The 13469-nt window shown below is 67.9% G+C and carries 14 protein-coding genes; 12 read left to right on the forward strand and 2 right to left on the reverse strand.

Translation table 11 applies throughout. The annotated features are described in order from the left end of the window. The 7 genes from AC36XV_RS06295 to AC36XV_RS06325 all read left to right on the forward strand — a co-directional run. On the forward strand, window positions 1-729 hold a 729-nt coding region (locus tag AC36XV_RS06295), incomplete at its 5' end, for a N5-glutamine methyltransferase family protein (protein WP_492202827.1). A 117-nt stretch (window positions 730-846) separates the two neighbouring features. After that, window positions 847-1227: a YlbF/YmcA family competence regulator gene (locus AC36XV_RS06300; RefSeq protein WP_492202828.1), complete on the forward strand. Its 381-nt coding sequence runs from the start codon at window positions 847-849 to the stop codon at window positions 1225-1227. Next, entirely contained in the window at window positions 1224-1916 is a 693-nt protein-coding gene (locus AC36XV_RS06305; RefSeq protein WP_492202829.1) for a CDP-alcohol phosphatidyltransferase family protein, read from the forward strand. The genes AC36XV_RS06300 and AC36XV_RS06305 overlap by 4 nt, the downstream gene beginning before the upstream one ends. 27 nt (window positions 1917-1943) lie before the next feature. Beyond that, a complete protein-coding gene (locus AC36XV_RS06310) occupies window positions 1944-3269 on the forward strand; it encodes an inositol-3-phosphate synthase (RefSeq protein ID WP_492202830.1) in 1326 nt (441 codons plus the stop codon). A gap of 143 nt (window positions 3270-3412) precedes the next feature. Further along, window positions 3413-4033 carry a dTMP kinase gene (gene tmk / locus AC36XV_RS06315; protein ID WP_492202831.1) on the forward strand — a complete coding sequence of 207 codons (621 nt, stop codon included), beginning with the start codon at window positions 3413-3415 and terminating at the stop codon, window positions 4031-4033. A gap of 83 nt (window positions 4034-4116) precedes the next feature. Then, window positions 4117-5805: a S41 family peptidase gene (locus AC36XV_RS06320; RefSeq protein WP_492202832.1), complete on the forward strand. Its 1689-nt coding sequence runs from the start codon at window positions 4117-4119 to the stop codon at window positions 5803-5805. Window positions 5806-5824: 19 nt separating this feature from the next. Continuing rightward, window positions 5825-7498, forward strand: a complete 1674-nt coding sequence (locus tag AC36XV_RS06325) for a S41 family peptidase (protein WP_492202833.1) — start codon at window positions 5825-5827, stop codon at window positions 7496-7498. A gap of 150 nt (window positions 7499-7648) precedes the next feature. Here AC36XV_RS06325 and AC36XV_RS06330 read toward each other — a convergent pair whose 3' ends face one another. After that, on the reverse strand, window positions 7649-7942 hold the full coding sequence (locus tag AC36XV_RS06330) for an HU family DNA-binding protein (RefSeq protein ID WP_492202834.1): 294 nt from the start codon (window positions 7940-7942) through the stop codon (window positions 7649-7651). A 173-nt stretch (window positions 7943-8115) separates the two neighbouring features. Further along, window positions 8116-8907 (reverse strand): DUF1295 domain-containing protein, encoded by a 792-nt coding sequence (locus tag AC36XV_RS06335; RefSeq protein WP_492202835.1) that lies wholly within the window; start codon window positions 8905-8907, stop codon window positions 8116-8118. Window positions 8908-9143: 236 nt separating this feature from the next. On the opposite strand from AC36XV_RS06335, the gene AC36XV_RS06340 reads away from it, so the two are divergent. Genes AC36XV_RS06340 through dprA form a run of 5 tightly spaced genes read left to right on the forward strand, consistent with a single transcriptional unit; the run spans window position 9144 to window position 13298 of the window. After that, a complete protein-coding gene (locus tag AC36XV_RS06340; protein ID WP_492202836.1) occupies window positions 9144-9635 on the forward strand; it encodes a rhodanese-like domain-containing protein in 492 nt (163 codons plus the stop codon). Window positions 9636-9663: 28 nt separating this feature from the next. Further along, window positions 9664-10647, forward strand: coding sequence for an asparaginase (locus tag AC36XV_RS06345; RefSeq protein WP_492202837.1), 984 nt, complete (start codon window positions 9664-9666; stop codon window positions 10645-10647). Continuing rightward, window positions 10640-11311, forward strand: coding sequence for a carboxymuconolactone decarboxylase family protein (locus AC36XV_RS06350; protein ID WP_492202838.1), 672 nt, complete (start codon window positions 10640-10642; stop codon window positions 11309-11311). The genes AC36XV_RS06345 and AC36XV_RS06350 overlap by 8 nt, the downstream gene beginning before the upstream one ends. After that, entirely contained in the window at window positions 11308-12354 is a 1047-nt protein-coding gene (gene obgE / locus AC36XV_RS06355) for a GTPase ObgE (protein ID WP_492202840.1), read from the forward strand. Before AC36XV_RS06350 ends, obgE begins: the two co-directional genes overlap by 4 nt. Further along, complete coding sequence (dprA, locus tag AC36XV_RS06360; protein ID WP_492202839.1) at window positions 12342-13298, forward strand: DNA-processing protein DprA; 957 nt, start codon at window positions 12342-12344, stop codon at window positions 13296-13298. Before obgE ends, dprA begins: the two co-directional genes overlap by 13 nt. The last annotated feature ends 171 nt before the right edge of the window (window positions 13299-13469 follow it).

Raw genomic sequence — 13469 nt, forward strand, 5'->3', positions numbered from 1 at the left:
AGTCTCTCCCGCCGCCGACTGGCCGGGGTGCCCTTGCAGCACCTGGAGGGAACCGTGGCCTTCCGGGACCTCGTGCTCCTGTGTGACGACCGGGCCCTCGTTCCGCGACCGGAAACCGAGCAGCTCGTTCAGGAGGTCGTGGACTGGGCGTCGGGCGCCGGATCCGCCCCTGGCGTGCGCAGGGTCGCACGGCCCTCGGACCGGCCCCACATCGGCACTGCGCTGGACATCGGAACGGGCGGCGGGGCGATCGCCCTGTCCCTCCTCGAGGAAGGCGTCGTCGAACGTGCGGTGGCGCTGGACATCTCGGCCCGGGCGCTCGAGCTTGCCGGCGAGAACGCCAGGCGACTGGGCCTCGAGGACCGCATCGAACTTCGATCCGTCTCCGCGTCTCCGTGGGAAGGCGTGGGGGCGTCGGAGGCCTTCGACCTGGTGGTGTCGAATCCGCCGTACGTCGCCGAGCACGAGATCGCGTCACTTCCGACGGAAGTCCGGGATCATGACCCCCGCGAGGCGTTGTCCGGCGGTCGCGACGGCCTCGACGTGGTGCGCGAGATCGCCCTCGGCGCGCGGTCACATCTACGGCCCGGAGGGGGACTGTTCCTCGAGGTAGGCCCTGGCCAGGGCGCCGCCGTGCAGGGAATGCTGGAGGAGGCCGGGGGCTGGAGCGTCGTGATCGTCCGGGAGGACCTCACCGGTCGGGAGCGGTTCGTCGTGGCACTGACCTGACGGCCCCCTGACGGGGGAGCGCGTCCGTCGCGACGGCGGGACGCCCGGGTTATGTTGTGCGGCTGGAGCGCGGCACCGCGGCCGGGCCAGCTTTCAAGAGAGCCATAGCGGGGTGACATGGAAACGGAACAGCCGGACCGGGAGCGAATCTTCGAACGAGCCTCCGAGGTGGGTCGACTGATCTCTCAGACCCCCGAATACGCCTACCTGCGATCGGCCATGCGGGACATCGACGCCGATGAGGAAGCGAAGGACCGGCTGGACCGAATCCGCGAGCTGCAGGAGAAGCTGATCGGTTTCCTGGAGCGCGAAGAAGAGCCGCCCGAAGATCTTCGCGACGACCTGGGCCGGTTGAGTGAAGAGATGCAGTCGAGCGTGCGATACCAGTCCCTGATCTCGGCCCAGGCGAACTTCGACAAGCTGATGGAGAAGGTGAATCGATCGATCGCCGAAGGCGTCAAGATGGGGGAACAGTCCAGGATCATCCTGCCTTCATGAAGAGCCTCAGGGCGGCCCTCGAGAAGGGGCTACGGACGGCGGTCGACCCGGTGATCAACTGGATGGTCGGGGCACGAGTGCACCCGAACACGCTGAGCACCCTCGGCTTCCTCATCACCTGCTCATCGGGCTATTTCTTCCACACACACGCGGTGCGGACCGCGGGCGCGCTGATCCTGCTCGGCGGCATCTTCGACCTGTTCGATGGCACCGTCGCCCGGCGGACGGGACTCGCCTCCCCGTTCGGCGCCTTCTACGATTCGACGCTCGACCGACTGTCCGAGATCATCGTGTACATCGGGCTTCTGTCCCTGTACAACGACTTCCGGCCGGACCCCAACAACGTCGTGATGATCTACGTCGTGATCCTCGCCATGGCCGGGTCGCTCATGATCAGCTACACCCGGGCCCGGGCCGAGGCGCTCGGCATCGACTGTTCGGTGGGTCTCATGCAGCGGGCCGAACGCGTGATCCTCATCGGGGCCGCGGCGCTGATCTTCGGCGAGCAGGGAAATGGAGCCGTGCTGCGGGTGGTGCTGTGGGTGCTGGCCATCACCACCAACCTGACGGTTCTGCAGCGCATTCTGTGGGTCTACCAGAACACACGCCCCGAGGGCGTCGCCGTCGGCAAGGCGGTGTGGAAGATGCCGGATTGGCTTCGGCGAAAGATAGACAGGGAAGATGTTTAGATATACTTACCTGAACTGGAATCTATCATGAGCGAACAGAAGGGTGGACTGGACATCGCCCCGGCCGAAGGACGGCTGGGCATCCTGCTGGTGGGTCTCGGGGCCGTCTCGACGACGACGATCGCGGGCGTCGAATCGATCCGGCGCGGCCTCGCGAAGCCGATCGGATCGCTGACGCAGATGGCGACGATCCGGCTGGGCAAGCGGACGGAGAATCGTACCCCGCTGATCAAGGACCTCGTGCCGCTGGCCGGACTCGACGATGTGGTGTTCGGGGCCTGGGACCCGATCCCGGACGATGCGTACGAGTCCGCCCGTACCTGCGGGGTACTGCGACCGGAGGATCTGGAGCCGGTGGCCGACTTCCTGAAGTCGATTCGGCCGATGCCGGCCGTGTTCGACAAGACGTACGTGAAGAAGCTCGACGGCAGCAACGTGAAGAGCGGAGACAACAAGCTCGACCTGGCCGAGCAGATCCGCGCCGACATTCGTCGGTTCAAGGAGGAGAACGGCTGCGCGAGGCTCAGCATGGTCTGGGCGGCGTCGACCGAGATCTTCCTGAAGCCCGATCCGGTCCACCAGACGGTGGAGTCGCTCGAGCAGGCGATGCGGGACAATCACCCCGCCATCGCACCGTCGATGATCTACGCCTACGCGGCGCTCCAGGAGGGGGTCCCGTTCGCCAACGGAGCCCCCAACCTGACGGTCGACATCCCCGCGATGGTCGAGCTGGCGGCTCGGAACGGGGTGCCGATCGCCGGGAAGGACTTCAAGACCGGCCAGACGCTCATGAAGACGATCCTGGCGCCGGGGCTGAAGGTCCGCATGCTCGGCCTCAACGGCTGGTTTTCGACCAACATCCTGGGCAACCGGGACGGCGAGGTGCTCGACGACCCCGAGAGCTTCAAGACGAAGGAAGAGTCGAAGCTGGGCGCACTCGAGTACATCCTGCAGCCCCAGATGTATCCGGACCTGTATTCGAACATGTACCACAAGGTGCGGATCAACTACTACCCTCCGCGCGGCGACAACAAGGAGGGCTGGGACAACATCGACATCTTCGGCTGGATGGGCTATCCCATGCAGATCAAGATCGACTTCCTGTGTCGTGACTCGATCCTGGCCGCACCGATCGTGCTCGACCTGGCGCTCTTCATGGATCTGGCGGCGCGCGCCGGCTTGTCGGGCATCCAGGAGTGGCTGTCCTTCTACCTGAAGGCCCCGCAGGTCGCCGAGGGGCTCTACCCCGAGCACGACATCTTCATCCAGCAGATGAAGCTGAAAAACACGATCCGCTGGATGGCGGGCGAGGATCAGATCACCCACCTCGGCACCGAGTACTACGAGGACTGACTCTCGAGCGGCGGAGCGGGCAGGCCCGGCGTGCACATCGCCGGCGATCAGAGGAGAATCGGCGCCAGGAGGCGCCGATTCCACATCCGGAGATCGAGCGTGAGGTCTTGAGCACGAGCGGCGCGGGAAGAGACACAGGCGGATTGTTCATCGCCTTCGAAGGGGGCGAAGGGGCGGGCAAGTCGACGCACCTGCGCCGCCTCACGGAGCGGCTCGACCGGCTCGGCGTGGCGTACCTGCTCGTCCGCGAACCGGGCGGGACGCCGGCCGGCGAGAGGATCCGCCAGATCGTGCTCGACCCGCGGCTGGCGATCAGCGCAGAGACCGAGTTGCTGCTGTATCTGGCCTCTCGCGCGGAGTTCGTGCGAAGGGTGGTGGGACCGGCACTCGACCGAGGAGAGCTCGTGCTGGCAGACCGATTCGAACTGTCCACGTATGCCTACCAGGGACTGGCTCGAGGCCTGGGGCTGGACAGGGTCCGCGAGATGAACGCGTTCGCGACGGGCGGCCTCAAGCCGGATGGCACCGTTCTTCTCGCACTGGATCCGGAGGTGGGCCGGGCCCGAAAGAGCGGTGTCGCCGATCGCATGGAACGCGAGCACGAGCGCTTCCACCGGGCGGTTGCGGAGGCATACGACACGCTCGCGGAATCCGAGCCGGGCGTCATCCGGATCGTGAGCGACGGATCCGTGGACGAGGTGCAGGAGCGATTGTGGCAGGAGCTTTCTGGCCGCTGGCCGGAGCGCTTCCCTCGCGGGGGGTGAAACCTTTTGCCACGGTCCGAGTTTCAAAGTGGAGCGGGAGTGGCAGCCCGGCCGGGCCGGGCGACCCATAGCGTGGAGGATCGATGAGGTTGAGGGGGACCTGGACGGTCCCGCTCACGGCGGTGTTCGTGACGCTGGTGAGCGGCGGCTGGTTGTTGCAGGAGGCGGACGGGGGCTCGGCCTCCGCCGCCCTGCTGGACACGGTGGTGCGGCGCGTTTCCGATTACTACGTGGAGGAGGTTTCACCCCAGGACCTCTACGACATGGCCATCGACGGGCTGCTGCAGGAGCTGGGCGACCCGTATGCGGCGTTCATACGCGCAGAGAACCAGACGACCGCCCTGTTGTCGAACAGCTACGGGGGCGTGGGCATGCGGATCCTGGCCGAAGAGGACGGGATCACGGTGCTCAGCATCATTCCGAACAGTCCGTCTTCCGAGCTGGACATCCGCCCGAACGACCAGATCGTCGAGGTCGACGGTGAGCCCACCGCGGGCTGGACGCAGACGGAAGCGGTGACGGCTCTCCGCGGGCCGAAGGGAGAGCCGGTCGAGGTGGGGATCCGGCGGGCCGGCGAGCCCGAATTGCTGCGTCTTTCGATCGTGCGCGCCGACGTCCACATCGTCGCCACCCAGTCCCTGCTGCTCGAGGACGACGTGGGGTACGTCTACCTCCAGACTTTCAGCCGCGCCTCCACCTCGGAGCTGCAGGCGGCGATCAACGATCTTCTGGCTCGAGGAGCGCGGTCGATCGTCCTGGATCTCCGCTACAACCAGGGCGGCATCCTGCGAGAGGCGGTCGAGATCTCCGACCTGTTTCTCGACGCGGGCGAGATGGTCGTGGACACGCGCGCCCGGGACCCCAGAGACAGCTACACCTTCACGTCGCCGGGACCGGATCGGTATCCGGAGCTTCCCATCGTGGTGCTGGTCAACGCCTGGTCGGCGAGCGCCTCCGAGATCGTCGCGGGGGCCTTGCAGGACCACGACCGCGCGGTCGTCCTCGGGACGCGCACCTTCGGCAAGGGAGTCATGCAGAGCGTGTATCCCCTCCCGGGCGGCAACTACCTGCGCCTCACCACGGGAACCTGGTATACGCCCTCGGGACGGTCCATCCACCGGTCGAGAGGCGAAGGGGAGGACGTGTTCGCCCTCGGCTCCGACGAGTTCAACGATGCCGTGTCCGAAGCCGTTCAGCTGGGTATGACGGCCACGGACGGGTTCGTCGCCGATCGCGGCATCGCGGTGATCGCGGACACGGCGGATCTGCAGACCTTCCGTACGGAATCGGGCCGGGTGGTGTATGGAGGGGGTGGGATCGTGCCGGATCTCACCGTGATGCCCGACACGTTGACTACGGCGGAGCAGGACCTGAGACAGGTGCTCATGGACTCGGACGTGGCCTTCACCGACCTCGCCTTCCGGTTCGCGATCCAGTATCACCGGGATCACCCCGAGCTCGCGGAAGACTTCGTGGTCACCCCTGCGATGCGGAGGCAGTTCCTCGACTACCTCGAGGAGCGCACGGGCGAGTCGCTCGATTCCGAGCTGGTGGACGCCGCGGGTGAGCTGGTCGACTTCCAGCTCAGTCGGCAGCTGGCGACGGCGGCGTTCGGGGAGGATGCCGGACTGCGGCGCGCCGTGGAGAGGAGTCGACAGGTGAGGGAGGCCGTTCGGTTGCTTTCCGGGGCGGAGACCCCCGAGCAGCTGCTGACGGTGGCGGAACAGAACCGGCCGGCAGAGGACGAGAACGTCGAGGGACCGGAGAGTTGAGCGAGTGGTGGATAGAGCGATGAAGAGGAAGCGGAGCTGGATCCCGGCGATCGTCGTCACGGTGGTCGCGCTGGGGTCGGGCGGCTGGCTGCTGGAGCAGGGCGTGGGGGCCCAGGAGAGCACCGTGTACCGGGCTCGCCTGTTCGACGAAGTGCAGCGGCTCGTCTCGGAGCGTTACGTCGAGGAGATCGACACGCCGGAGCTCTACCGGATGGCGATCGACGGGATGCTCTCGGAGCTTGGAGACCCCTATTCGGTGTTCATCGGGGCCGAAGAAGCGGATGATCTCCAGCTCTCGATCGAGGGAGACTACGCGGGGCTCGGAATCCGCATCCAGAAGGTGGGGGAGTGGATCACCGTCATGGGCGTGATCGCCAACTCGCCGGCTGAGCGGGCCGGACTGATGACGGGAGACCGAATCGTCGGGGTCGAGGGAACGTCGGCCAGGGACTGGGACGACACGCAGGCGGTGGAGCGTCTTCGTGGGCCGAAGGGCACACCGGTCTCGATCTCGATCGGCCGGCCGGGCGCCGAGTCGCCTCTCGATTTCACCATCGTGCGGGACGAGATCCACGTGGAGACGGTGCGGAGCTTCATGATCGACGACCGCATCGGCTTCGTCGACCTCGATCAGTTCAGTCGTGACGCCAGGGACGAGCTGGATGCCGCGATCCGCGAGCTTCAGGCGCAGGGAGCCGAGGGGCTGATTCTGGATCTCCGCTGGAACCCCGGTGGTTTGCTGGACCAGGGCGTGGCGGTGACGGATCTCTTCCTGCCGCGCGGGGCGGGGATCGTGGAGACCCGGTCGCGGGTCGAGGACCAGAACTTCACGTTCGGCGCTCCGACCGACGAGGCGTTTCCCGGTCTGCCGATCGTGGTGCTCGTGAACCCGGCGAGCGCCAGCGCCTCCGAGATCGTCGCGGGGGCCCTTCAGGATCACGACCGGGCGCTCATCATCGGAACTCCGACCTTCGGAAAGGGCTCGGTCCAGACCGTTTATTCGCTGCCCGGGGGGAATCACCTGAAGCTGACGACCGCGGGCTGGTACACGCCGAGCGGCCGGTCGATCAGTCGAACGGTCGCCCATGGCACGGAAGACGACCTCGCGCTGGCGGTGACGGCCCAGGTCTCGGCGATGCGCGGTGTCGTGGCGGACACCGCGGACCGGGAGGTCTTCTACACGGATGACGGCAGGGTCGTCTACGGTGGCGGGGGCATCACGCCGGACGTGATCGTGCCCGACACCACGACCGTGGACGAGAGGGAACTGGAACGCGCCGTCGGCCGGGCCGGATACTCGCTCAACCAGCTCGCGTTTCGATTTGGGGTGGAATGGACGAGCGCTCACCCGGGCATCCAGCCCGACTTCGTCGTGACCCCGGCCATGCGCGAGCAGTTCTACGAGCAGATCACGGCCATCGAAGGTCTCGAGCTCGACCGGGACCTCTTCGACCGCGTGCAGTCCCGGATCGACCGGTATCTGGAGGCGCAGATCGCGAACTCGGCCTTCGGCGATCTCGACATGTTCATCCGGTTCGAGTCGGACAGCCCGCCGGTCCTCGAGGCGGTCCGCCTGCTTCGGGCGGTCGACACGCAGGATGAGCTGTTCCGGGTGGCGACCGCCGACCGGGTTCGGAAGGCCGCGGGCGCAGAGGACGTCACCGCAGACGGGGCGCCGGGCGGAGGGAGCTGACCGAGCCCTGGCAGGCCCCGGAGCCGGCGCTTCGGGGTGGTAGCGTCGATATCGCAGACAGAAGCCCCCGAGCTGGATCGTCTCCAGCCCCGGGGGCTTTCGTCATCGGAGGTTCATCACCCCCGCCTGTTGGAGCGTTCCTGGGGGGTGTTACTCCCGGACGCGATCCTTCAGGCCCTTACCCGCACGGAAGGAGACGCTGTTGCGCGCGGCGATCATGATTTCCGCGCCCGTCTGCGGGTTCCGGCCCTTGCGAGCCTTCGTACGGCGCGTCTTGAACGTGCCGAATCCCGTGATCGTCACGTCGTTTCCGGCATCCAGCTGCGTGGCGATGATCCCCTCGCGCGGCTTGGTCGAGAAGATGCAATCGATGACTTCCATCGCCTTGGCCTTGGAGAGATCGCACTTGCCGGCCAGCTTGTCCGCAAATTCCTGTTTGGTCACGCTACGTCTCCTGTTGGGTAGGGATGAACTCAACAAAACCTCAGATAAGCCCATTATGTACGATCGATCCGCGGTTGGCAAGGCAAATCGCCGCGGAACTCGGGCGCGCGCGCGCCCTCGATCGGTTCGGCGCCCCCTCCTCCGGCGCCAGACGGGAGTCCGGCACCCCGGAGTCAGTCGCTCTTCTTCGGCGGCCACGGGACGAAGGCGCTCGTCCGCTCGACGTATTCCGCGTAGCCGGGACGGGTCTCTCTCAACCTCGACTCGAGCATCGGCACGCCGGATATCCGCGCCAGCAGGAAGGTCATCAGCGCGGGGCCGAACACGGTCCACGGACCGGCCGGGGTCGAGGCGGCGATCGTGAAGAGGCCCCACCACACCAGCGCATCGCCGAAATAGTTCGGGTGCCGGGTGTAACGCCAGAGGCCGGACGACAGCACTCGATTCCGGTTCGCCGGATCCCGCTTGAAGGCCTCGAGCTGCGCGTCGCCCACCGTCTCGAAGACGAAGCCGACCATCCAGAGCACGCTTCCGATGCCGTCGAGGACGGTGAAGTGGTCCGGCGTCTGGCTGGCCAGTCCGGCGAGCAAAGGTGCGCCGACGATCCACAGGATCAGGGCCTGGAACAGGAAGACCTTGAAGAGACTCTGCCACCACCAGGCGCTGCCGCCCTCGTCCCGCCAGCGGGCGTACCTCGGGTCCTCCGGCTTCCCACGGTTCCGGAAGTGAATGTGCAGGGAGAGTCTCAGACCCCATACGGTCGTCAGACCGAGCAGCAGGATCGAGCGGCTGGCCCAACCACCCCCGCGGGACGCGTACCAGCCGGCGAGGACGATGAAGCCGATGCCCCAGAAGCGGTCCGCGATCGAGGCATCCTCCCGGACGAGGCTGACGAGCCACAACACCCAGGCGCCTGCCGCCACCACGGCGAATCCCTGCAGGGCGAGCTCCGTCCACACGGGCATCCGATCTTCTCCTCTCGAGCGTGCGGGGCCCACGGGTCGGACCCCTTACTGTCTATACTACACTCGGGCGCCCGATCGCGAGTCCGTTTGACGGGACATCGGTCCGGATGGAGATTTTCGGCCGGTCTTCTCGCGGGGAGACGCCGATGCCATCATGCCGCCCGGCCCGCAGCGCGGGGCGAAGGATAGCGGCGTGGGCCACCGGGTTCGCGCCATACCGAAGGAAGGGGACGAGTTTGAGATCAAGAGCGATGGGCTGGTTCGTGACGGTCGTCTGCGGCGCAGGTCTCGCCATCGGGTGCTCGGGAGACCGGCCGGGGGCCGGAACGGAGGATGCGTCGAATCCGCCGCCGGTGGTTGCGGGTACCGGATCCGAGGCGGTCGCTTCGAACCCGGGCGTGATTGCGGCGGCTGACCTCGTCGAGCGTCTGGGAACGGACGCCGAACCCGTCATCCTCGACGTCCGGAGTCCCGAGGAGTATGCCGACGGTCACATTCCAGGGGCGATCAACATCCCGTACGATGTCATCCCGGCGTACCTGGACAGCCTGAACGCTTTCCGGGACCGCGAGATCGTGGTCTACTGCCGGTCGGGAAGGCGAGCCGGTGTGGCGGAGGAGGCTCTCGCCGAGGCGGGTTTCGGACAGCTGTTCGACCTGGAGGGGCACATGCGGTCCTGGCAGGCGAACGAATATCCCCTCGCCGTTCCCGCGGCGGACTGCTGCTGACCGGAGGTCGATCCTGAGACCCATCGACATGCGGGTGGAGGTGACGCGAGGCCGTGCGGTCGAGTCCTCGCACCGGGTGCAGGGCGTGGTGTGCAGCGCGGCCGGTCGGGAGGAACTGTGTGCGGGGGATCCCGAGATCCTGACCTACTGGCGCTCGGCCATGAAGCCCTTTCAGGCGATTCCGTTGCTGGAAGACGGCGTGGTCGAGGCGTTCGGATTCGACGCGGCGGACCTCGCCGTGATCTGCGCTTCCCATGGAGGCATGCGCCAGCACACCGAGCGGGTGGCTGCCATGCTCCGGCGACTCGGTCTCAGCGAGGACGATCTGCACTGCGGGCCGCACGCCCCCTTCGATCGCGACACGGCGCAGGTGCTGGGATGCGCGGGCCGGCTGCCCGGACGCCTGCACAACAACTGTTCCGGCAAGCATGCGGGTATGCTCGCGCTCGCCCTCCATCACGGGTGGCCCATCGAGGGATACGAGTCGCTCGAACATCCGGTCCAGGAGCGCATCCGGGTGGCGCTCGGGCTCTGGATGGATCACGAGCCGGTGGACCATCACTGGGCACTGGACGGCTGCGGCGTCCCGACCCCGCGGATGCCGCTGCACGAGATGGCGAGAGCCTACTCCCGCCTGGTGCGCCGGGCGCGAAAGGGCGAGGCTCCCGCGAGCGCGGTTGTCAGCGCGATGACGCGCTTCCCGGAGCTTACGTCGTCGCCGGGCCGCGTGCCGCTGCAGATCATGGAGGCGACGGGCGGCCGACTGCTCGCGAAGGAGGGGGCGGAGGGCGTCCTCTGCGTGGCCGCGGTCGACGAGGACTGGGGAGCCGCCGTGAAGGTGGAGGACGGGGCGATCCGTGCGGTCGGGCCGGCGACCGTCGCGCTCCTGGCCAAGGCCGGTGTGCTGCGCGAGGAGGAGATGGAGAGGCTGGCAGACGTGCGGGAGTCGGTGCTGCTCAACACGCTCGGCGCCGAAGTGGGCCGGGTGAGGGCCGGACTGATCGGTGACTGACGAGCCGGGGGGCCGGATGGGAGATGCGGTGCAGGCGCTGGTGGTCCTGTCCGCCGCGGTGGCGGCCGGTGATCCGGAGCGCCGGCGAGCCGCGCTCAGGGAGGCTCGGGAAGTCGCCCCGGCTCGGGCCGTCGAGGAGGCCCTTCTTCAGAGCTACCTGTTCCTGGGCTTTCCTGCCGCCCTGACGGCCCTCGCGGAGTGGAGGGACGTCTCCGGGCTGCCGCCCTCGCCGGAGCCCGATTCGGAGCGCGGCGCGGACTGGGAGCGGCGCGGGCAGGCCGTGTGCCGAACGGTCTACGGACGCGCCTACGACAAGCTGCGAGGCAACGTGCGAAGGGTGCACCCCGCGATGGACGAGTGGATGATACGAGAAGGCTACGGCAAGGTCCTCGGACGGGAGGGTCTCGACCTGCCGACTCGGGAGCTGTGTATCGTCTCGATCCTCGCGGCCACCGCCTGGGAGCCTCAGCTGCACTCGCACCTGCGCGGCGCCCTGAGCGCGGGCTGTGCGGAGGCCAGCGTCGACCACGCGCTCGAAGCTGGACTGGCCTGCGCATCGGATGAGGGCTGGCGGCGGGACGCCCGATCCCTGTGGGCCCGTGTGCGCGCCCGTCGAGGCGGGACTCCCGGCTCGATGGTCCCCGAGCGTTCGAGGTCCACCTGATGTTCATCGACCTTGCCCGGATCCGGGTCAAGGGAGGTGCGGGCGGGGCCGGAGCGGTCGCGTTCCGCCGCGAGAAGGGCGTTCCGCGCGGGGGGCCGGCCGGCGGCAACGGCGGGCGAGGCGGTGACGTCGTGCTCGTGGCCGATTCGCAGCTCTCGACCCTGCTCGATTACAGCTACCGGGAACACTACGCCGCCGGTCGCGCCGGACACGGTGAAGGTTCGAACCGGACCGGCGCCGACGGAGATGATCTCGAGCTCCCCGTGCCGCTCGGGACGGTGGTGAAGGATGCCGACACGGGCGAGCGCATCGGGGAGCTACTGGAGTCCGGGGACCGGCTGGTGGTGGCGAGGGGAGGTCGTGGCGGCCGGGGCAACGCCTCGTATGCCACCTCCACCCACCAGACACCCCGGGAGTGGGAACCCGGCGAGTGGGGAGAGGAACGCCGGATCGAGCTCGAGTTGAAGCTGATCGCCGACGTCGGCCTGGTGGGCGAACCGAACGCCGGAAAGAGCACGCTGCTGGCCTCCGTGTCCGCGGCTCGGCCCAAGATCGCCGAGTACCCTTTTACGACGCTCGAGCCCAACCTGGGCGTCGTCGGGCTGTCCGACGGACGGTCGCTCGTCATCGCGGACATCCCCGGTATCATCGAGGGCGCGGCGGAGGGGAAGGGTCTCGGCACGCAATTCCTCCGGCACATCGAGCGGACGCGCACCCTGGCGCTCGTGGTCCCTTCGGATTCCGAGGACCTGCAGGCGACGTACGATCTGCTCCGCACCGAACTGCTGTCTCATGATGCGGCCCTGGATCAGATTCCCCACTGCGTCGTGGTGAGCAAAGCGGATCTCAGCCCGGCGGACGAGCGGGACTGGGACATCGACGCACCCGAGGCCTGGGCGCAGTTCGTGATCTCGGCCGTGAGCGGCGAAGGCCTGACCCCCTTCCTCGAGGCTCTGTGGAAGCGCGTGTCGGATGAGAAGGCCCGTGAAGCTCCCGGGGGAGAGGAAGACGCCTTTCCGGAGCTGGAGGAGTGGCGGCCCTGAGCGGCCACTCCCGGAGCCGAGGTCCCGGCCCGGCACGGACACGTCGGATTCGCCGGAGCGATCCGGAGTATCCGGGCTGCCTCACGCACCTCGCCGTACCGCCCGAGCTCCTGTGGGCCCGGGGTCCCGTCACTCTCGGCGACCCCCGCACGATCGCGATCGTAGGAACCCGGAGGGCGACGGAATACGGCCGAAGAATGGCCCACGATCTCGCCTTCGACCTCGCCGCCCTTGGCTGGACGATCGTGAGCGGGCTGGCCCGCGGCATCGATTCGGCCGCACACCGTGGAGCCCTGGCCGCCCGGGGGCGCACGATCGCCGTGCTCGGGTGCGGAATCGATCACGGCTACCCGGTGCGGAACCGGGCCCTGCGCGAACAGATCTCCGCCTCCGGGCTCCTGCTCAGCGAGTATGAACCGACCGAACCGCCCCTGAAGTTTCACTTCCCGGAGCGAAACCGAATCATCGCCGGTCTGAGCCGCGCCGTGGTCGTCGTCCAGGCGGGGGAGCGGAGCGGAGCCCTGATCACGGCCGGGATGGCGCTCGAGCTGGGACGCGAGGTTCTCGCGGTCCCCGGGCCGGCCGATCAGCCCGGCTCGCGGGGGGTGCACCTCCTGTTGCGCGACGGAGCCGGTCTGGTCGAAACGGCGGCGGACGTCGTGGCCTCGCTTCCTGAGGAGGCGTGGCCGGCGGACCCGCGAGCCGAATGGGGCCAGCCGACGCTGTTCGGGCAGGTCCTGCCCGCGGGGGGAGCGAGGACGAATCCGGGCCCGGTTCCGGAAACCCTCCAGTCCTTGCTGTCCGGGGGACCGGCCCGGGTGGAGGCGTTGGCCCGGGCGACGGGACGTCCGGTGTCCGAGACCCTCGCGGAGCTTGGCCGCCTGGAGATCTCGGGCGTCGTGCGATCGCTTCCCGGTCAGCGATTCGAGCGCGTCGACCGTTGAAGGAGCCACCGACCCCCGCGCCCTTTCCGAGTTCGCCGGTCGGCATCGCGCCTCCGGTGAGCCTCTACGTACATTTTCCGTTCTGCATCCAACGGTGCCACTACTGCGACTTCTCGGTTCACCGAACGTCCGGGCCCCCCGTCGCGGACTGGCTCGCGTGCCTGGGTCGCG

This window comes from Candidatus Benthicola sp. (assembly GCF_058719085.1).

Bases quoted from the DNA above. Each gene is read 5' to 3' on its own strand.
- AC36XV_RS06300 (WP_492202828.1), top strand. From the start codon at position 847: ATGGAAACGGAACAGCCGGACCGGGAGCGAATCTTCGAACGAGCCTCC.
- AC36XV_RS06305 (WP_492202829.1), top strand. From the start codon at position 1,224: ATGAAGAGCCTCAGGGCGGCCCTCGAGAAGGGGCTACGGACGGCGGTC.
- AC36XV_RS06310 (WP_492202830.1), top strand. From the start codon at position 1,944: ATGAGCGAACAGAAGGGTGGACTGGACATCGCCCCGGCCGAAGGACGG.
- AC36XV_RS06320 (WP_492202832.1), top strand. From the start codon at position 4,117: ATGAGGTTGAGGGGGACCTGGACGGTCCCGCTCACGGCGGTGTTCGTG.
- AC36XV_RS06325 (WP_492202833.1), top strand. From the start codon at position 5,825: ATGAAGAGGAAGCGGAGCTGGATCCCGGCGATCGTCGTCACGGTGGTC.
- AC36XV_RS06335 (WP_492202835.1), bottom strand. From the start codon at position 8,907: ATGCCCGTGTGGACGGAGCTCGCCCTGCAGGGATTCGCCGTGGTGGCG.
- AC36XV_RS06345 (WP_492202837.1), top strand. From the start codon at position 9,664: ATGCGGGTGGAGGTGACGCGAGGCCGTGCGGTCGAGTCCTCGCACCGG.